We start from the raw sequence: 19,861 nt of genomic DNA, 5'->3' as shown, positions 1-19,861 counted from the left end.
ACCAAATGCTTGTAGAGTTCTCTAACATTTACTGGAAATAAAACGAAACCAACTAACGCAAAAAATAATAACGACAAGTTGAGTTTAGTGAAAATTTTGAATATTTGATGTATAGAAGAAAAAAGAAATTAAAATTTACAATCAACATGAGAATAATAACAAAATCAAGCCTTAGTGGCTCGATTTTATTATTATTAATTAATATTAACCAAAAAACTTTTTCACTTTATCAAAAAAGTTTTTTTCTTTCGGACTATGTTTGGAGCTTTTATCTGCTTTAAAACTTTCACCTAACTCTTTCAATAGTTCTTTTTGTTTACTGGTTAAGTTAACTGGTGTTTCAACTACTACATGACAGTAAAGATCACCAACCGAACTACTACGTAAGGATTTAATACCTTTACCACGTAATCGGAACATTTTGCCTGTTTGTGTCTCGGCTGGAATAGTTAAACTTACTTTACCGTTAAGGGTTGGAACCTCAACTTCACCACCAAGTGACGCTAAAACAATATTAATTGGTATTTCACAATGTAAATTAGTGCCATCACGTTCAAAAATCGCATGCTGTTTGATTTGTACTTGAACATATAAATCACCAGCTGGAGCACCATTTAAACCAGCTTCACCTTCACCAGCAAGTCGAATTCGATTACCAGTATCAACACCAGCTGGAATAGTAACTGATAGTGTTTTATTTTTTTGTACACGACCTTCACCATGACACTTCTTACATGGATTTTTAACAACTTTACCACGACCATGGCAGGTTGGGCATTCTTGTTGTACAGCAAAAAATCCTTGACGCATTTGGACAACGCCAGCACCATGACAGGTATCACAAGTAACTACATCAGATGACTTTTCAGTACCTTGCCCATGACAAGTATCACATGTGACCCAAGTTGGTACTTTAATTTCTTTGCTAACACCGTTAGCCGCTTCTTCAAGTGTTAATGTAATATTATATTGAAGATCTGCACCTCGAGATGCGGTTTGACCGCGTCCACGCCCACCACCGAAGAAGTCACTAAATAGGTCATCAAATGCACCACCACCAAAACCACTGAAACCGCCAAATCCACCAGCTCCAGCACCGCCACCTTGTTCAAACGCTGCATGTCCATATTGATCATAAGCAGCTTTCTTTTGGGCATCGGTCAAAATTTCATATGCTTCTTTGACTTCTTTAAATTTTGATTCAGCTTCGGCTTTATTATCCTGATTCTTGTCAGGATGATATTTCATGGCTAGGCGTTTATAGGCTTTTTTTATTTCACTTTCAGTGGCTGTTTTGCTTACGCCTAATATTTCATAATAATCTTTCTTCGCCATAATTAACCTTTATTTTTATCATTACATAAACAACTAAACGGGCTTGAGTTACCTCGCGCCCGTTTAATGTGTTACATGTTTAAAACTCGTTGAAATAACTCATTAAAAAACATCTTTATTAATGCTTATTATTTTTTCTCGTCATCAACTTCTTTGAAATCAGCATCAACAACATCATCTTGCGCCGCAGAACCGCTGTTTGTTTGGTTTGCAGATTGGTCACTTTGAGCTTGTTGTTGTTCTAATTCAAGCAATTTTTTAGATGCTTCCATCAACGCATTAATTTTTGCTTCAATTTCGGCTTTATCTTCGCCGCGAGCGGCAACTTCTAAAGCGCTTACTGCATCTTCGATTGCTTTTTTATCATCTGCTGATAATTGATCACCAGCTTCTGTCACTTTTTTACGAGTTGAGTGAACAAGATGATCGGCTTGATTACGCACTTGAGCTAATTCTTCAAACTTACGGTCAGCATCGGCATTTGCTTCAGCATCATTTACCATTTTTTGGATCTCTTCTTCACTTAAACCAGAAGATGCCTTAATAGTAATATTTTGTTCACGACCGGTATTTTTATCTTTCGCTGATACATGTAAGATACCATCAGCATCAATATCAAAAGTTACTTCAATTTGTGGCATACCACGAGGTGCAGCTTGAATACCATCAAGGTTAAATTGACCTAATGATTTATTATCACTAGCGCGTTTACGTTCACCTTGTAATACATGAATAGTTACTGCTGATTGATTATCTTCCGCTGTTGAGAACACTTGACTATGTTTAGTTGGGATAGTTGTGTTTTTCTCAATTAAGGTAGTCATTACACCACCCATCGTTTCAATACCAAGCGACAATGGAGTTACGTCAAGTAATAATACGTCTTTAACATCACCACCAAGCACGCCACCTTGTACTGCCGCACCCACCGCAACTGCTTCGTCAGGGTTTACATCTTTACGTGGTTCTTTACCAAAGAAGTCAGCAACTGCTTTTTGCACCATTGGCATACGTGTTTGACCGCCAACTAAAATTACATCTTTAATATCAGAGACAGATAGACCAGCATCTTGTAACGCAGTTTTAACTGGTTCCATTGAACGTTTAACTAAATCTTCTACTAAAGATTCAAGTTTTGCACGAGTTACTTTAATATTTAAATGTTTTGGTCCAGTCGCATCAGCAGTGATATATGGTAAGTTGATATCAGTTTGTTGTGCTGATGATAATTCAATTTTCGCTTTTTCAGCCGCTTCTTTTAAACGTTGCATTGCAAGTGGATCATTTTTAAGATCGAAACCTTGTTCACGTTTAAATTCATCAACTAAATAGTTAATTAAGCGAGAGTCAAAATCTTCACCACCTAAGTGAGTATCACCATTTGTTGCTAATACTTCAAATGTTTTTTCACCATCAACATCATCAATTTCGATAATTGAAATATCAAATGTACCACCACCAAGGTCGTATACTGCGATTGTGCGGTTCCCCACATCTTTATCTAAACCATAAGCAAGCGCTGCTGCTGTTGGCTCGTTAATAATACGTTTAACATCTAAACCGGCAATTCGACCAGCATCTTTTGTTGCTTGACGTTGAGCATCATTGAAATAAGCTGGAACAGTGATCACCGCTTCAGTCACTGGCTCACCAAGATAATCTTCTGCTGTCTTTTTCATTTTCTTTAATACTTCAGCAGAGATTTGTGGTGGAGCAATTTTCTGACCTTTAACATCAACCCATGCATCGCCGTTATCAGCTTTTACAATTTTGTATGGCATAATACCCACATCACGTTGTACTTCAGCATCTTCAAAACGACGACCAATTAAACGTTTAATGGCAAATAATGTATTTTGTGGATTAGTTACTGCTTGGCGTTTTGCTGGTTGACCAACTAAAATTTCACCATCTTGTGTATAAGCAATAATGGAAGGAGTTGTGCGATCGCCTTCTGCATTTTCTAATACTTTCGCTTGACCATTGTCCATCACTGCAACACATGAATTTGTTGTACCTAAATCAATACCTATAATTTTACCCATAATCTTTTTCTCCTCAAAACCTGTATTTTATTTCTTGTATATAAGTCTTAAATTTTGATTTTCAAGCTTTAAATTTATACAAAGAAATATTTTTTGTTTCCACATAAATGGGAACAATATTGTTAATATCAAGGGGCAATATAAAAATTTTTTAATATATCTTGATTGCTAAGTTTTATCCACTTATCATTGCCGTTCTTTTTATAAAACTTAATTTATAGGATCTTTATGGAACAAACAAAACTTGCAAATCCTGGCCCTTTAGGTTTAATGGGATTTGGTATGACAACAATTTTATTAAATATTCATAATGCAGGATTTTTTCCTGCCATGACTGTAATTGTCTCAATGGGTATTTTTTATGGTGGTCTTGCTCAAGTTATTGCTGGTATTTTAGAATTCCGCAAAGGCAATACGTTTGGAACAACAGCATTTACCTCTTATGGTTTCTTTTGGATCGTATTAGTTGGCATTTGGTATTTACCAACTTCACCAGCAACAGCACCATCTGATGCAACATTTGTAGGTATTTTCCTTGCTTTATGGGGAATTTTTACTGGTTTTATGTTTATTGGTACCTTAAAAGGCAATCGTGTATTACAATTTGTTTTTGCTAGCCTAACGCTGTTATTTGCTCTATTAGCAATTGGAAATATTTCAGGTAATCATGATATTATTCATATTGCTGGATTTGAAGGCATTATTTGTGGTGCAAGTGCAATTTATTTAGCAATGGCAGAAGTAATTAACGAACAATTTGGTCGTACTATTTTGCCTATCGGTGCACCTAAAGGCGCAGCGCATTAGTAAAATTAAGCAGCTCTACAATCATTAATAAGCAAGTAATAAAAACGGGGAAATATCCCCGTTTTTTTATGCCTAATAAGAGCGATTAAAGCTTATTATTCTTTATAAGCATCATTATGCACACCAACTGCTGCTCGACCAGATGGATCGTTTAAGTTTTTAAATGATTCATCCCATTCAATTGCTTTCGCAGTTGAACAAGCAACGGTTGGACCACCCGGTACACAATGGGCAGCACTTTCTACTGGGAATAATTCATCAAAAATTTCACGATACATGTACGCTTCTTTCGAAGTTGGCGTATTGTAAGGGAAGCGGAATTTTGCATTTTCTAGCTGTTGATCCGTAATCTTGCTCTCTGCAATCTCTTTTAATGTGTCAATCCAGCTATAACCAACACCATCAGAGAATTGTTCTTTTTGACGCCAGATGACTGATGCAGGTAAATAGGACTCAAACGCTTCACGGACAATGTGTTTTTCCATTTTACCATTGCTACCACACATTTTATCTTTCGGATTAATGCGCATCGCTACATCTAAGAATTTTTTATCTAAGAATGGTACCCGAGCCTCAACACCCCAAGCTGCCATAGCTTTATTTGCACGCGCACAATCGTACATATGTAATGCCGCTAATTTACGTACAGTTTCTTCGTGGAATTCTTTTGCACTTGGTGCTTTATGAAAATACAAATAACCACCAAATACTTCATCTGCACCTTCACCTGATAGAACCATTTTTATTCCCATTGCTTTGATCTTACGCGCCATTAAATACATTGGCGTTGAAGCACGAATGGTGGTTACATCATAAGTTTCGATGTAATAAATGACATCACGAATTGCATCAATACCTTCTTGAATAGTAAAATTAATTTCATGATGAACAGTGCCTAAATGGTCTGCAACAGCTTGCGCGGCTTTCAAATCTGGCGCACCTTTTAAACCTACTGCAAATGAATGCAACTGTGGCCACCATGCTTCAGATTTTTCATGATCTTCAATACGGCGCGCTGAGAATTTTTTGGTAATTGCTGAGATAACTGAAGAGTCAAGACCGCCAGATAATAAAACACCATAAGGTACATCAGACATAAGATGGCTTTTAACAGACTCTTCTAGTGCAACACGAAGTTCATTGATATCTGTCTTATTATCTTTGACGTTATCATATTCCATCCAATCACGTTTGTAATAGGTTTTAATTTCACCTTCTGTACTTGATAAGTAACTTCCAGGAGGAAAAGCCTCAATCGTTTTACAAACCGGAACCAATGCTTTCATTTCAGATGCAACGTAAAACGTGCCGTTTTCATCATGTCCCATATACATCGGAATGATACCGATATGATCACGACCAATAAAATAGGTGCCTTTATTAATATCATAAAGAATAAACGCAAACATACCTTGTAAGTCATCAAGACAGTGTATACCTTTTTCTTGATAAAGGGCTAAGATTACTTCACAGTCTGAGCCTGTTTGAAATTCATAACGATCTTTGTACTGATTTCGGAGTTCTTGATGATTATAAATTTCGCCATTGACTGCTAAAACTAAAGTTTTATCTTTATTATAAAGTGGCTGAGATCCTGTATTAACATCTACAATTGATAAACGTTCATGAGCTAAAATAGCTTTATCAGAAGCAAAAATACCAGACCAATCAGGACCACGATGACGTTGTAGACTTGATAGTTCTAATGCTTTTGTTCGTAGTTGTTCTGGATCTGATTTAATATCAAGAATACCTAAAATCGAACACATTGATTTTCTCCATTTAAAATCGCCTGAGCGATACAATTTACAAGTAAAAACTAACTATCTGTATGAAAATATTCATATCATTTTGTTGTTATGGTAATTATGCCCTTTTCAAAAATTAATGTGAGCAAAATTCTAAATAAACAGCATACACATTATTGATACACAATTAAAGTACAATATCGTTATGCTCTTCCTATCATTGCAAAAAGATCACAATTATTTTTTTTGCCATTGACCTTGTTGCTTTATATATTGACCTGCTGGTGTTTTATCTTGCGCTTTACTACCAGCTCGATTTTCTACTTCATTTAATGGAACGTTACTTTCAGCAGAAACTTTTTGGTACTGTGCTTTACGAGCTTGATTAATTAAATTTGCAATCTCACTGGCATTATCTTCATTTTTTACTACACCTAAATAACCATCTGCCTGTTCTCCTACTAATCCTCGCGCTTTAGCTTGGCTTAGTGAATCGATGGCTTGTTCCAAAGTCAGTGCAGATACAGAAAAAGATAAAACAGCAGTAAATAAAGCTATTGTCACTTTTTTATAGATACTCATAGTACACTCCTTAATCATACTTTTTATTATTAAATTTAAAAGTAGCAAAAGATTGTTGAGCTTCACAATTAGTATGTGTTGACCATCTTTGCTATTTTCTTATCATAAATCACTCATTAACAAAAATTTATTTTTTAATATAATCCAGATTTATTAATAATATTATCTAATGCTTTATCCATTTTAATATTAATCTCATGATCGATTTTTACATTTAAATTAATATTAATAGGTTCACTTGGTGTTTGTACTTTAACCGTCGGCGAACATCCCATTAACACACTACCTAATACCAATATTGCAATAATTCGTCGTATCATAAAATGACCTCTTATTTTGCAGATTCCTTTTTTAAATGCGCTTCAATACGTTTACGAATTGGTTCACTAATTTGATCCGATAATTGTAAACTCGTTAGCAGTTTGGCGATATTTTCTTCTAATGTTACAGTTAAATTGACAGCTTTGCCATCTTCAACATCCAAATTACTTCCTTGGATATGAAGCCCTAATTTAGCGACATCATCAGCATAATCAACCGTTCCATCCAGTTTAGTATAATGAAAATTTTTTATAATATCTGTGAGTATTTTCATATTAGGATTATTTTTGGCATAATTTTTTAAAGCTGAATTTTCAAACTGTAAAAAGCCTTGGTGGGTTGTGGTTAGCTGTCCTTTTTTAATTATAGGCTTAAAAGTTACACCATCTTTGTTATTTACAGATAATAAAGTAATGGGTAATAAACCATCAATAGCACCATCACCAGCGAGTCCTTCAGCAGGATATGTGGCAAGAATATCTTTTAATTGTATCTGTTTTAACCTTAAATTTAATTGTTGGGGTAATTTAGCTAAATTCAATTTATTGGCTTGAAGAAATATAGAACCTGAAAAAATCGTTGCTTGTGCCTTTTTACAAATAATTATACCTTTGTTTGGTGTATTAAATGGCGCTGTATAACTACCAGATAATTTCACTTGTTGTAAAGCAATCCCCATATTGATTTCTTGTATATTAAGTGATGGTACTGAAATGGTAAATTGCTGATTTTTGATATCAACATAGATATTACCCGCAGCAGATTTTATTTCACTATTTTTATAAATACCATTGAATTTATTAAGGGCTAATTTAGCTGTGGTTGATATCTGGTTAGGTTTAATCGGAATGAGTGATTGTACTTTAAATGTTAACGTTCCATTTAATTGGTTAAATTGAAAGTCGTCCGACAAATTTGCTTTTTCTATAGTTACTGAGGCATTGCCAGAATTATTGAATTCAAATTGATTATCGGTAATCCAACCCGTAAACGGCAGTAATATTTTACCATTTTGTACACCAAATTGATTTATAGTTGTGGTTAAAACACCATTTTGGATATCAATACGCAAATCATTTTGATTGAATAGTAAAGTGGCAGAAAGATTAGCAACATATTGGTTATTCGACGATACGTCCAAATGAATAGCTTCTTGCTGTTTAGTTGCTGTCATCTCCACATCAAAAAGCTCACGATTTTGTTCATAAATTCGTAAAGAGTCAATATGGATCGTTGAGGGTAACCAGTAAATAATGGTTAACAACGACGAATAACTAAACTCCGATTGATTTTGCTTTTCAGTCGTCACATTAACGACATTTTTGGTTTTATCAGTGACCATCTTATTGTCACTTAATTGCCAATCAATATTAAGATTTTGGACTGATAGTTTTGACCAGGAAATCAGTACATCTTTAGCCGTAACAGTAAATTGCGACTCTTTATAAACCGTCAATTGTTCAAATGAAAGACCGGATAGGTTAATATGCGCTCCATACCAGTTTATTGAGAATCCGTACTCTTGTCTAAATTCTTGCCAAGAACGCCAGCCAAACAGACTAAGTACGATGATAAACATTAAAATACTTAGTGAAATCCAATAGCGTTTTTTTAAACGAGCCATATTCATTCTCGACTTAGCTAAAATTATTGCCGGAATCAACCGGCAATAATAGGATGATTATGCTGATGTTTGCTCTCTCTGGTTAATATACGCAAGCGCTTTATCAATTCTTGCTAGCGTGCGTTTTTTACCCACAGCAAATACCGTTGCATCAACAGAAGGGGATTGACCAATACCGGTTACTGCAACACGAAGTGGCATACCAACTTTACCCATACCTATTTCAAGCTCCGCAGCTGTTTTTTCAATAACCTGATGGATTTTTTTAATTTCCCAATCAAAATCAGCAATCGCTTCAATTTTTTCTCGGATGTTTTCTAATGGTTCTTTGGCAACGGGGCGTAGATGTTTTTTTGCAGCATCAGCATCAAAATCAGTAAAATCTTGATAACAATAAGCACATGATTGAGCCATCTCTTTTAGCGTTTTGCAACGTTCGCCAAATAACTTAATAATCGTAATCAGATCTGGGCCTTGTGATAAATCATAGCCAAGTTGATTCATATGCCAAACTAAATGTTGAGCAACATAATCAGCATCTAAATGATTAATATAATGATGATTTAACCAAAGTAATTTTTCAGTATTAAATGCACTTGCAGATTTACTCACTGCATCTAATGAGAAGAAATCAATCATTTCTGGCACTGAAAATATCTCTTGATCACCATGAGACCAACCAAGACGAACTAAATAGTTAAGCAACGCTTCTGGCAAATAACCATCATCACGGTATTGCATCACGCTCACTGCGCCATGACGTTTAGAGAGCTTTTGTCCATCGTCACCTAAAATCATTGATACATGACCATATTCAGGCAATGGTGCACCTAATGCTTTTAAAATATTAATTTGGCGAGGCGTATTATTAATATGATCCTCACCACGAATAACATGAGTGATTTCCATATCCCAATCATCCACAACGACGCAAAAATTATAAGTCGGAGAACCATCAGTACGACGAATGATTAAATCATCAAGCTCTTTATTGGCAATTTCAATTGGACCACGAATCAGATCATTAAAAATAACTACGCCATCTACTGGATTAGCAAAACGAACAACATGCGGCTCAGTATGTGAATGCTGTTTTTGAATATCATCACACCGACAATGACCGTCATAACGCGCTTTTTCACCTTTCGCCATTTGCTCTTCACGTAATTTTTCAAGACGTTCTTTTGAACAGTAACAACGATAAGCCGAACCTTTAGCTAACATTTCATCAATAACTTGATTGTAACGATCAAAACGTTTCGTTTGAAAATAAGGACCTTCATCCCATGACAATTTTAACCAATTCATACCTTCCATGATGGCTTCAATCGCTTCTGGTGTTGAACGCTCAAGATCAGTATCTTCAATACGCAATACAAACGCACCTTTTGCATGACGAGTAAAGAGCCAAGAGTAAAGCGCTGTACGTGCACCACCTACATGTAAATAGCCTGTTGGGCTAGGTGCAAAACGAGTTTTAATTTTCATGAAATAATCCTAATAATAACAGAAATGAGCGCCGATACTATAAGGTCATCATTTGCGCCCTTTTATTTTGTCAATATCAAATTAATAGAATAACTTTTTGATATAAATTCATTTTAGTTGCTTATTCTAACATGCTAAAAGGTTTCGGCAATAGTCATGTTAATGTTAAAGAATTAATGATCAACGTTGTAAAAAAGTTTGAGGTTAAGCATACGTTTGAGTATAAAACATTGATACTTAACCTTTGTATTTTGAATAATTAATGTGCCTCATCCCAGTTATTGCCGATTCCTATATCAACTTCTAAAGGTACGGATAACTGATAACAATTTTCCATAATCTTTTTAATTTCTGTACAGTACTGTTCAACAAATGCATCTTTTACCTCAAACACTAATTCATCGTGTACCTGCATCACCATTTTGATATTACCTGCGGATTGATTTTTTATCCACTCACTCATTTTTATCATGGCTGTTTTGATAATATCCGCCGCGGTACCTTGCATTGGTGCGTTAATTGCTGCGCGTTCAGCTCCTCGCTTTTCAATACCGTTAGTTGATCTAATCTTAGGTAGATACAAACGGCGACCAGACAAGGTTTCAACATAACCTTGCTCGGCAGCAAGTTGGCGTGTTTGTTCCATATATTGTTGAACGCCTGGATAGCGTTCAAAATAACGATCTATATAAAACTGCGCTTCTTTACGAGGAATATTGATCTGTTTAGATAAACCAAAAGCACTCATACCATAAATTAAACCAAAATTAACTGCTTTAGCACGTCTTCGCTCTTCATTGGTGACTTCTGATTCGGTTTTACCTAAAATCTCACCAGCGGTTACTCGATGAATATCTTTATCATGGGCAAAAGCATTAAGTAAACTTTTATCGTGCGATAAATGCGCCATAATACGTAACTCAATTTGTGAATAATCAGCAGAAATGATCTTATAACCTTTCGGTGCAATAAATGCTTGGCGAATACGGCGTCCTTCTTCATTGCGTACTGGGATATTTTGTAAATTCGGATCGTTGGATGACAATCGACCTGTGATAGTACCAATTTGATTATAGTTAGTATGAATACGCTGATCGATTGGGCTTATCATCAATGGTAGTTTATCGGTATAAGTATTTTTCAATTTAGCTAACCCACGATAAAACAAAATCATTCGTGGTAATTCGTATTCGTTGGCCAGCTCACTTAATACTTCTTCACTGGTTGAAGGATCACCTTTTGGGGTCTTTTTTAAAACAGGTAAATTGTGTTTCTCAAATAAAATAGCTTGAATCTGTTTTGGTGAAGCTGGATTAAATTTTTCGCCTGCTAATGATTGCAGTTGTGCTTCAATTTCAATTAACTGTTTAGCTAACTCATTAGAGTACGCATTTAATTGCTTTGCATCAACCAAAACACCTGTTCTTTCCATTTCAGCCAGTACAATAGCTAATGGCATCTCAATATCAGTAAATAGCTTCGTTAATTTTTGGTCTTTTTCAAGTTCTGGCCACAATTTTTCATGCAGTTGCAAAGTAATATCCGCATCTTCAGCCGCATACTGAGTCGCTTTTTCTATCTCAATAGCATCAATGGTAACTTTCTTTTTATCTACTTTGGTTAGCTCATCATAAGTAATGGTTTTATGATTGAGATAACGATGTGCCATACTATCCATATCATGACGCTCAGTACTATTTAATACATAAGATTCAAGCATGGTATCATAGGCAATACCACTCACCTTAATACCATAATTAGCTAATACGCTATAATCAAATTTAGCATTTTGCGCAATTTTTTTGATCTTTGAATTTTCAAGTACGGGGCTTAATTTGGCTAACACATCGGTTAAGGGTAATTGCTCTGGAACACCTAAATACTGATGTGCCAGTGGTAAATAAGCGGCTTGATAGGGTTTAACACTCAGCGATATACCCACTAATTTAGCATGCACATGATCAACATTATCCGTTTCAGTATCAAAAGCAAATTGCTTACTATTGGATAACTTGATAACCCAATCATCCAGTTGCTCATGCGTTAATATACATTGATAATCGGTCTCTTTTTTTTGTGCTAGAGTTGGATGTTGTTGCTCTACAAATAAAGATGAACTTTTATCTACATCTACGATAGCATTGTTTTGCTGTTTTAGGAACGTACCAGCAATTAACTCTTTTTGCCAACGATGAAAACCATAATAAGAAAACAATTCGACCAATTTATTGACATCAATGTCGGAAATAAGCAATTGCTCATTAGTAAAATCTAATTTTACATCAGTTTTAATGGTAGCAAGCAAATAGGAAAGTTCAGCTTCAGTTTGATTATCAATCAATTTTTGTTTTAAAGATTTTGCACCACGGATCGATAATTTTTCAATATCATCTAAGCGCGCATAAATATCTTTAATACTGGTAAATTCAGTCAATAAGCTTTGTGCCGTTTTTTCACCTACACCTGGCACTCCAGGAATATTATCAGATGAATCGCCTCTTAAAGCTAAATAATCAATAATTTTTTCAGGTGGAACACCAAATTTATCCATCACCCCTTTTGGATCAAGCACAGCATTATTCATTGTATTAATTAGTGTGATTTTATCGCTCACCAACTGCGCCATATCTTTATCGCCAGTACTAATTAATACCTCCAAATTTTCGCGTTCAGCTTGTCTGGCTAAAGTACCAATAACATCATCAGCCTCAACACCTTCAATGCATAGTAATGGTAATCCCATTGCTTTCAAAATAGTATGAATGGGATCAATTTGCGGGCGAAGATTTTCGGGCATGGCCTCACGTGTTGCTTTATATTCGCTATAGATCTCATTACGAAATGATCCCCCTTTAGCATCAAAGACCACCGCAATATGGGTAGGATTATATTGATTAATCAAACTGCGAATCATATTAATCACACCAAAAATAGCACCAGTTGGCTCACCTTGGGCGTTAGTTAATGGAGGGCATGCAAAAAAAGCTCGGTAAAGATAAGAAGATCCATCAATTAAGATGATCGGCGTATTGTTTGGCATTTCTATTACCCAAATGTTATTCAAGTCAATGGCTGATAGTATAACCTAATTAACCATAATATTCTTATTCACGACCATAATATAATGTAAAGAAGTTTCAGATTAACTATACGTTTCAGTATAAAAAAACCAGTAAACAACTGTATATTGTTCAATAAATGTTATATAATAGTGCATTTATTTTCGCCTGAGTATGTAATAGATGACAGAATTAAGTCTTGCTGCGCAAAAAGTCAAAGAAGCACTCGCCGCTAAAAATCTGGAAACCCCATCGAGTCGTTTAGATATGAACAATAGCGAACGGAAAGCTAAAATCGAAACACATTTTCGAGAAATTATGAAACTCATGGAACTTGATTTGAGTGATGATAGCCTAGCTGAAACTCCGCACCGTGTTGCAAAGATGTATGTTGATGAAATCTTTTCTGGACTTAATTATCATAACTTCCCCAAAATCACCTTAATTGAAAATAAAATGCAGGTTGATGAAATGATTACTGTTCGGGATATTACTTTAACGAGTGTTTGTGAACACCATTTTGTTACCATAGATGGTAAAGCGACGGTTTCTTATATTCCAAAAGATAAAGTGATTGGTTTATCGAAAATTAATCGGATTGTTGAGTTTTTTTCACAACGCCCCCAAGTGCAAGAAAGATTAACCCAACAAATTCTGGTTGCACTACAAACACTGTTAGGAACGGTTAATGTTGCAGTTTCAATTGATGCCACACACTATTGCGTAAAAGCCCGCGGTATTAAAGATTCAAACAGTCTAACAACAACAACCGCATTAGGTGGAGGATTTAAAACGAATCCAAGCACCCGGCAAGAATTTTTAAGGGCGTTAAAACACTATTAATAGCAATTAAACGATAAAAAGAAAGTCGTGTCTTATTTTATGAGCACAACAATAGAATTTACAATCATAAGATAGCAAATTGTTTTATTATGTGATTTTTCTTTAATGATCAATGTCCATTTACGTAAAGTGATAAAAATGCTTTAAAGCTTGATATTACCATCACGCGTTATTTATTCAATAAGCGTAATATTGCATATATAACATAAAAAGCACAGTTGTTATTGCGTGCATCTTCAAGAAAGATTGGTATAATTGACTACTATTTTAGTTAAAACATAACAATTAATTAACTCGCTTTAATGAAGATAATCCGCGGTATTGGTAATTTAAACAATGAATTTACTCAATGTGTACTAACATTGGGCAACTTTGATGGTGTACATTTAGGGCACCAACAATTAATTAATCATTTAATAGAACAAGGTAAAAAATTAAATTTACCAACAGTGGTTATGTTATTTGAACCTCAGCCATTAGAGTTTTTCTGTAAAGAGCAAGCGCCTGCAAGATTAACATCATTTAAACAAAAAGTGATGTTAATTGAAAAGCTCGGTATCGACTATATTATTGCAATTCCATTCACCCAAACCTTTGCCAATATGTCAGCCAATACTTTTGTTCAAGATTGGTTAATTAACAAATTAAATGCCAAATATATTGCTATTGGTGATGATTTTCGGTTTGGACATGAACGTAAAGGCGATATTCATTTTTTACAACATTTTTCTTATAACCGCCACTTTGTTATTCAGAGTATGCCAACACTGGTTTGGAATAATTTAAGAATCAGTAGCACTGCGGTGCGAGAAGCGTTGTTCAATAGTAATTTTAAATTAGCACATTGCCTTTTAGGGCGTGAATATACCATTGAGGGGCGCGTAATACATGGCAATGCTTTAGCAAGACAATTAGGATTTCCCACAGCCAATATTCATCTGCACCGCAAAAAACCAGCGCTACAAGGTGTTTATCTGGTTAAAATCAAAAATTGCTGTAGCAATCAAGATTATGAAGGTATAGCCAACATAGGTATAAGACCCACAATTCAAGGCAAAAAAGCAATATTAGAGGTGAATCTGTTTGACTTTTCAGGTGATATTTATGGACAATATTTAGACGTTACATTTGTTCGTAAATTACGTGATGAGAAAAAATTTGATTCATTGTCAGACTTAAAAGAACAAATAACACAAGATATTTGCACTGCGAAAGAGATCAGGGCAAAATTAACCAATTAAAAAGTAGTATCAACAAAATTAACTGGAATAAATCAGCATGACAGATTATAAAAACACATTGAATTTACCGGAAACTGGGTTTCCAATGCGAGGAGATCTTGCTAAACGTGAACCTGCGATGTTGCAAAATTGGTACGATAAAGAGCTTTATCGTAAAATCCGCCAAGTAAAAAAAGGGAAAAAAGCCTTTATTTTGCATGATGGTCCTCCTTATGCAAACGGTAAACTTCATATTGGTCATGCTGTCAATAAAATTATTAAAGACATTATCATCAAATCAAAAGGATTAAGTGGTTATGACTCCCCGTATATTCCAGGATGGGATTGTCATGGTTTGCCTATCGAGCAAAAAGTAGAAGAACAAGTCGGTAAGCCAGGTGTAAAAGTAACACCCGCTGAATTTCGTCAAATTTGCCGCGATTATGCTGCTTCACAAGTTGAACTACAAAAAGCTGATTTTATTCGCATGGGTGTACTTGGCGATTGGCAAAATCCATACCGTACGATGAACTATGATACTGAAGCAAATATTATTCGTGCATTAGGTAAAGTGATTCAAAATGGACATTTAGTTAAAGGCGCTAAACCAGTTTATTGGTGTACGGATTGTATGTCTGCGTTAGCGGAAGCTGAAGTCGAATATTATGATAAATCATCGCCAGCGATTGATGTTAAATTCAAAGCAACCGACAATCAAGCGGTAGCAAATAAATTTGGAATCAATACAGATTTAACGATTTATGCAGTTATCTGGACAACCACACCTTGGACACTTCCTGCTAGCCGAGGAATTGCACTTAATGCAATAGTGGAATATCAACTCGTACAAATCAATGATAAAGAATGCTTAATTTTAGCATCACAATTAGTTGAATCGTTCATGAAACGTGCTGATATAGCTAATTGGAAAATCTTAGGATCTTGCCATGGTGAGGATCTTGAATTATTGCGTTTTAAACACCCTTTTCTCGATTTTGATGAACCCGTTGTCCTTGGTGAACATGTTACGGTTGATGCTGGTACTGGCGCAGTACATACAGCCCCAGGTCATGGAGCAGAAGATTTTGTTGTTGGTCAAAAATATGGTCTGGAAGTGGCTAATCCTGTTGGAGGAAATGGTTGTTACTTACCTGGAACAGGTGCTGGTTTAGATGGTTTATTTGTTTTTAAAGCCAATAAAGTGGTGGTGGAACTATTAAAAGAACGTAATGCGTTACTACACTTTGAAAATATTGAACATAGCTATCCATGCTGCTGGCGACATAAAACGCCAGTTATCTACCGTGCAACGCCACAATGGTTTATAAGTATGGATAAACAAGGTCTACGTGCTCAATCATTAAAAGAGATCAAACAAGTTCGTTGGATCCCAGATTGGGGGCAAGCACGTATTGAAACTATGGTAGCGAACCGTCCAGACTGGTGCATTTCTCGCCAACGCACATGGGGCGTACCCATGACGCTATTTGTGCATAAAGAGACAGAAGAACTGCATCCAGATACTTTAAAACTTATTGAAAAAATAGCGAAATTAGTTGAACAAAATGGCATTCAAGCATGGTGGGATGCAGATATTAAAGATCTACTTGGTCCTGATGCCGATGATTACCGTAAAGTACCTGACACATTAGATGTATGGTTTGATTCAGGATCAACTTTTTATTCAGTGGTTCGTGTTCGTCCTGAATTTGCAGGACACGAAGCCGATATGTATTTAGAAGGTTCCGATCAACATCGTGGTTGGTTTATGTCATCATTAATGTTATCAACAGCTATTGATAATAAAGCCCCTTACAAACAAGTCTTAACTCACGGTTTCGTAGTTGATGGGCAAGGTCGTAAGATGTCTAAATCACTCGGTAATATTGTGACACCACAAGAAGTTATGAATAAATTAGGTGCCGATATATTACGTTTATGGATTGCTTCTACCGATTATTCGGGCGAAATGAGCTACTCAGATGAAATTATTAAACGCGCTGCGGATAGCTATCGCCGTATCCGTAATACCGCACGTTTTTTACTGGCAAACTTAAATGGTTTCGAACCAGCCAAAAATATGATTAAACCAGAAGATATGGTGGTACTTGATCGCTGGGCAGTGAGTATGGCAAAAGAAGCCCAAGATCAAATCATTCAGGCTTATGAGCACTATGATTTCCATAAAGTTGTACAACGTATTATGCAATTTTGCTCAATCGAAATGGGTTCTTTCTATTTAGATATCATTAAAGATCGTCAATATACGGCCAAAAGCGATAGTATTGCTCGTCATAGTTGCCAAACTGCGCTGTATCATATTGCACAAGCGATGGTACGTTGGATTGCGCCAATTTTATCCTTCACTGCAGATGAAATTTGGCAATATCTACCAGCAACAGAAAAACAAGAATTTGTTTTTGAAGATGAATGGTACACAAAACTGTTTACATTATCAGACAATGAAACATTAAACAGTGAATATTGGGCACAAATTCTAGCGATTCGTGGTGAAGTTAATAAAGTGCTTGAGCAAGGTCGTAATGATAAAGTGATAGGAGGGGCTCTTGAAGCGGCGGTTACCCTTTATGCTGATGAAGATATCACCACAACTTTAGCTAAATTAGAAAACGAATTACGCTTTGTATTATTAACATCACAAGCAGATGTTAAGCCATTACAAGCAGCGCCAGAAAATGCCGTGCAAAGTGATATTAATGGATTAAAAATTGAACTTACCAAAGCGCAAGGCGATAAATGCCCGCGTTGCTGGCACTATACTATCGATAATGATCCAATCACGCATCTATGTAAACGCTGTGAAGAAAATATTAATGGTAAAGGTGAAGTTAGACATTTCGCCTAGCATCAATAATTTGATATTTAAAACCGCTATAGAAGAAAATCTATAGCAATTCAATATTTTAACCGCCGACAGCTGTCGGCGGAAATATAATAATGAGCATACTATATGAAAAAAGATAATGGACTTTACTGGTTACTCGTTACAATTGTGGTTTTTGTAATTGATATTGCAAGCAAATTTTTTATTATTGATAAATTTTCTCTGTTTGAATCAGTAAATCTTTTACCGTTCTTTTCGATTACTTATGTGCGTAATATCGGTGCAGCATTTAGTTTTTTTGAAGGACAACGTGAGATGCTTGTTGCTATTGCCTTAATTATCAGCGTTGTAATTATGCATATGCTCTATCGTAATTCACGCCACAAAAAATTAGAAAATTTTTCCTTATCACTAATTTTAGGTGGTGCATTGGGTAACTTATTCGATCGCTTGTACCATGGTTTTGTGATTGATTTTTTAGATGTTAATTTTGGCAATTGGCACTATCCAACTTTTAATATTGCAGACTGCGCTATCTGTATAGGCATTGGATTATTTATTTTTTGTAACTGTAAAAAACCGAAACAGACTGCTGAGTAATATGCAAATAATTTTAGCTAATCCTCGTGGATTTTGTGCTGGTGTTGATCGCGCCATTACAATTGTTGAGCGAGCTATTGAACTTTTTGGTGCTCCTGTTTATGTCCGCCATGAGGTGGTACATAATCGTTATGTGGTGAATCGCCTTAAGCAATTAGGCGCCATATTCATCGAAGATATTAGGGATGTACCCGACAATACCATTCTTATTTTCTCAGCACATGGCGTATCTAAAGCAGTTCGAGAAGAAGCCAAACAGCGCAAATTGCGCGTCTTTGATGCAACTTGCCCATTAGTAACCAAAGTGCATATGGAAGTAGCTCGATCAAGTTATCGCGGTGAAGAAGTCATTTTAATCGGTCATGCAGGCCATATTGAGGTCGATGGTACTATGGGGCAATATAACAATCCTAAAGGTGGTATCTATTTAATTGAATCGACTGAAGATGTAAATAAGTTAAAAATTAAAAATGAAAATCATCTTTGCTTTACCACTCAGACAACCTTATCTGTTGATGATACAGCGGAAATTATTGCCGCGCTAAAACAACGCTTTCCAAATATTCGTAGTCCTCGTAAAAATGATATTTGCTACGCCACAACCAATCGTCAGCAAGCGGTTAAACAGTTATCATCACGTGCTGATATTGTTTTAGTTGTCGGATCTAAAAATTCATCAAACTCAAATCGTTTAGCAGAACTCGCGCGACGAAACAGTAAAAATGCTTATTTAATCGATTATGCATCGGATATTCAACAAGAATGGTTAATTAATGCACGTACAATTGGGGTAACCGCTGGTGCATCAGCACCAGATATTTTAGTGCAACAAGTTATCGAGCACTTAAAAGGTTTAGGTTGCACATCTCTTATTGAAACCGAGGGTATTTTAGAAAATATCACTTTTGAAATTCCTAAAGAATTGCGAATAGAAGCTAAGACAGTCTAACTTAAGATCAGTGCTTAAGTCGTTCAAATTTTGCTAATAGTTCTTCCTGTGTTTCAACATGCTCTGGATCTGCAATAATAGCATTTTGTATTGGGCAAACACGCTGACATGTCGAATGATCATAATAGCCAACACATTCTGTACATTTGTTAGGATCAATTTCATAAGTATCAAAGCCCATTGAGATTGCCTCATTAGGGCACTCAGGCTCACACATATCACAATTAATACATTTGTTGGTTATTTTTAATGCCATTCTCTTTGCTATCTTTAATTAACTGAAAAAAATTGGCGTCATTATAGCGCAATCACCAATAATTCCGAATAAAGATCACATTATCACTGTTTAAGAAGATCAATTCTTGTCAAAAAGTTTCAGATTAACTATATGTTTG

The 19,861-nt window shown here is 35.6% G+C and carries 15 protein-coding genes; 6 read left to right on the top strand and 9 right to left on the bottom strand.

Annotation, left to right across the window (positions count from 1 at the left end; genetic code table 11):
• Positions 1-204 precede the first annotated feature (204 nt).
• A complete protein-coding gene (dnaJ, locus tag J3U13_RS03495; RefSeq protein WP_267340198.1) occupies positions 205-1,335 on the bottom strand; it encodes a molecular chaperone DnaJ in 1,131 nt (376 codons plus the stop codon).
• Between the two features lie 128 nt (positions 1,336-1,463).
• Complete coding sequence (dnaK, locus tag J3U13_RS03490) at positions 1,464-3,380, bottom strand: molecular chaperone DnaK (protein WP_267340197.1); 1,917 nt, start codon at positions 3,378-3,380, stop codon at positions 1,464-1,466.
• A gap of 228 nt (positions 3,381-3,608) precedes the next feature.
• On the opposite strand from dnaK, the gene satP reads away from it, so the two are divergent.
• Positions 3,609-4,187, top strand: a complete 579-nt coding sequence (satP, locus tag J3U13_RS03485) for an acetate uptake transporter (protein ID WP_267340196.1) — start codon at positions 3,609-3,611, stop codon at positions 4,185-4,187.
• 95 nt (positions 4,188-4,282) lie between these two features.
• Here the strand turns inward: satP and asnB are convergent, their stop codons facing one another.
• The 6 genes from asnB to polA all read right to left on the bottom strand — a co-directional run bounded on the left by asnB (position 4,283) and on the right by polA (position 12,990).
• On the bottom strand, positions 4,283-5,956 hold the full coding sequence (gene asnB / locus J3U13_RS03480) for an asparagine synthase B (protein ID WP_267340195.1): 1,674 nt from the start codon (positions 5,954-5,956) through the stop codon (positions 4,283-4,285).
• A gap of 216 nt (positions 5,957-6,172) precedes the next feature.
• Positions 6,173-6,517 (bottom strand): YdbL family protein, encoded by a 345-nt coding sequence (locus J3U13_RS03475; protein WP_267340193.1) that lies wholly within the window; start codon positions 6,515-6,517, stop codon positions 6,173-6,175.
• A 134-nt stretch (positions 6,518-6,651) separates the two neighbouring features.
• Positions 6,652-6,837 carry a YnbE family lipoprotein gene (locus J3U13_RS03470; RefSeq protein ID WP_267340192.1) on the bottom strand — a complete coding sequence of 62 codons (186 nt, stop codon included), beginning with the start codon at positions 6,835-6,837 and terminating at the stop codon, positions 6,652-6,654.
• An 11-nt stretch (positions 6,838-6,848) separates the two neighbouring features.
• Entirely contained in the window at positions 6,849-8,462 is a 1,614-nt protein-coding gene (locus J3U13_RS03465) for an intermembrane phospholipid transport protein YdbH family protein (RefSeq protein WP_267340191.1), read from the bottom strand.
• Between the two features lie 57 nt (positions 8,463-8,519).
• Complete coding sequence (gltX, locus tag J3U13_RS03460) at positions 8,520-9,950, bottom strand: glutamate--tRNA ligase (protein WP_267340190.1); 1,431 nt, start codon at positions 9,948-9,950, stop codon at positions 8,520-8,522.
• 259 nt (positions 9,951-10,209) lie between these two features.
• Entirely contained in the window at positions 10,210-12,990 is a 2,781-nt protein-coding gene (polA, locus tag J3U13_RS03455; protein ID WP_267340188.1) for a DNA polymerase I, read from the bottom strand.
• Between the two features lie 202 nt (positions 12,991-13,192).
• On the opposite strand from polA, the gene folE reads away from it, so the two are divergent.
• The 5 genes from folE (at position 13,193) to ispH (ending at position 19,466) form a co-directional block, all read left to right on the top strand.
• Positions 13,193-13,852 carry a GTP cyclohydrolase I FolE gene (gene folE, locus J3U13_RS03450; protein WP_267340187.1) on the top strand — a complete coding sequence of 220 codons (660 nt, stop codon included), beginning with the start codon at positions 13,193-13,195 and terminating at the stop codon, positions 13,850-13,852.
• A gap of 302 nt (positions 13,853-14,154) precedes the next feature.
• Entirely contained in the window at positions 14,155-15,093 is a 939-nt protein-coding gene (gene ribF / locus J3U13_RS03445) for a bifunctional riboflavin kinase/FAD synthetase (protein WP_267340186.1), read from the top strand.
• 37 nt (positions 15,094-15,130) lie between these two features.
• Positions 15,131-17,938, top strand: coding sequence for an isoleucine--tRNA ligase (ileS, locus tag J3U13_RS03440; protein WP_267340184.1), 2,808 nt, complete (start codon positions 15,131-15,133; stop codon positions 17,936-17,938).
• Positions 17,939-18,043: 105 nt separating this feature from the next.
• Positions 18,044-18,517 carry a signal peptidase II gene (gene lspA / locus J3U13_RS03435; RefSeq protein WP_267340182.1) on the top strand — a complete coding sequence of 158 codons (474 nt, stop codon included), beginning with the start codon at positions 18,044-18,046 and terminating at the stop codon, positions 18,515-18,517.
• A 1-nt stretch (position 18,518) separates the two neighbouring features.
• Positions 18,519-19,466, top strand: a complete 948-nt coding sequence (gene ispH / locus J3U13_RS03430) for a 4-hydroxy-3-methylbut-2-enyl diphosphate reductase (protein ID WP_267340180.1) — start codon at positions 18,519-18,521, stop codon at positions 19,464-19,466.
• A gap of 7 nt (positions 19,467-19,473) precedes the next feature.
• On the opposite strand, the gene J3U13_RS03425 is transcribed toward ispH, so the two are convergent.
• Complete coding sequence (locus tag J3U13_RS03425; RefSeq protein WP_267340178.1) at positions 19,474-19,722, bottom strand: YfhL family 4Fe-4S dicluster ferredoxin; 249 nt, start codon at positions 19,720-19,722, stop codon at positions 19,474-19,476.
• Positions 19,723-19,861 lie beyond the last annotated feature (139 nt).

This window comes from Gilliamella sp. B2887 (assembly GCF_026537015.1).
GTDB lineage: Bacteria > Pseudomonadota > Gammaproteobacteria > Enterobacterales > Orbaceae > Gilliamella.
Note: the sequence above shows the minus strand (reverse complement) of the source record. Positions and strands in the feature narration are given on the sequence as shown.

Excerpts from the sequence above, each read along its gene's own strand:
- ribF (WP_267340186.1), top strand. The coding sequence starts at position 14,155 with ATGAAGATAATCCGCGGTATTGGTAATTTAAACAATGAATTTACTCAA.
- ispH (WP_267340180.1), top strand. The coding sequence starts at position 18,519 with ATGCAAATAATTTTAGCTAATCCTCGTGGATTTTGTGCTGGTGTTGAT.
- J3U13_RS03425 (WP_267340178.1), bottom strand. The coding sequence starts at position 19,722 with ATGGCATTAAAAATAACCAACAAATGTATTAATTGTGATATGTGTGAG.
- dnaK (WP_267340197.1), bottom strand. The coding sequence starts at position 3,380 with ATGGGTAAAATTATAGGTATTGATTTAGGTACAACAAATTCATGTGTT.
- ileS (WP_267340184.1), top strand. The coding sequence starts at position 15,131 with ATGACAGATTATAAAAACACATTGAATTTACCGGAAACTGGGTTTCCA.
- asnB (WP_267340195.1), bottom strand. The coding sequence starts at position 5,956 with ATGTGTTCGATTTTAGGTATTCTTGATATTAAATCAGATCCAGAACAA.
- polA (WP_267340188.1), bottom strand. The coding sequence starts at position 12,990 with ATGCCAAACAATACGCCGATCATCTTAATTGATGGATCTTCTTATCTT.
- J3U13_RS03470 (WP_267340192.1), bottom strand. The coding sequence starts at position 6,837 with ATGATACGACGAATTATTGCAATATTGGTATTAGGTAGTGTGTTAATG.
- dnaJ (WP_267340198.1), bottom strand. The coding sequence starts at position 1,335 with ATGGCGAAGAAAGATTATTATGAAATATTAGGCGTAAGCAAAACAGCC.
- J3U13_RS03465 (WP_267340191.1), bottom strand. The coding sequence starts at position 8,462 with ATGGCTCGTTTAAAAAAACGCTATTGGATTTCACTAAGTATTTTAATG.
- lspA (WP_267340182.1), top strand. The coding sequence starts at position 18,044 with ATGAAAAAAGATAATGGACTTTACTGGTTACTCGTTACAATTGTGGTT.
- gltX (WP_267340190.1), bottom strand. The coding sequence starts at position 9,950 with ATGAAAATTAAAACTCGTTTTGCACCTAGCCCAACAGGCTATTTACAT.
- J3U13_RS03475 (WP_267340193.1), bottom strand. The coding sequence starts at position 6,517 with ATGAGTATCTATAAAAAAGTGACAATAGCTTTATTTACTGCTGTTTTA.
- satP (WP_267340196.1), top strand. The coding sequence starts at position 3,609 with ATGGAACAAACAAAACTTGCAAATCCTGGCCCTTTAGGTTTAATGGGA.
- folE (WP_267340187.1), top strand. The coding sequence starts at position 13,193 with ATGACAGAATTAAGTCTTGCTGCGCAAAAAGTCAAAGAAGCACTCGCC.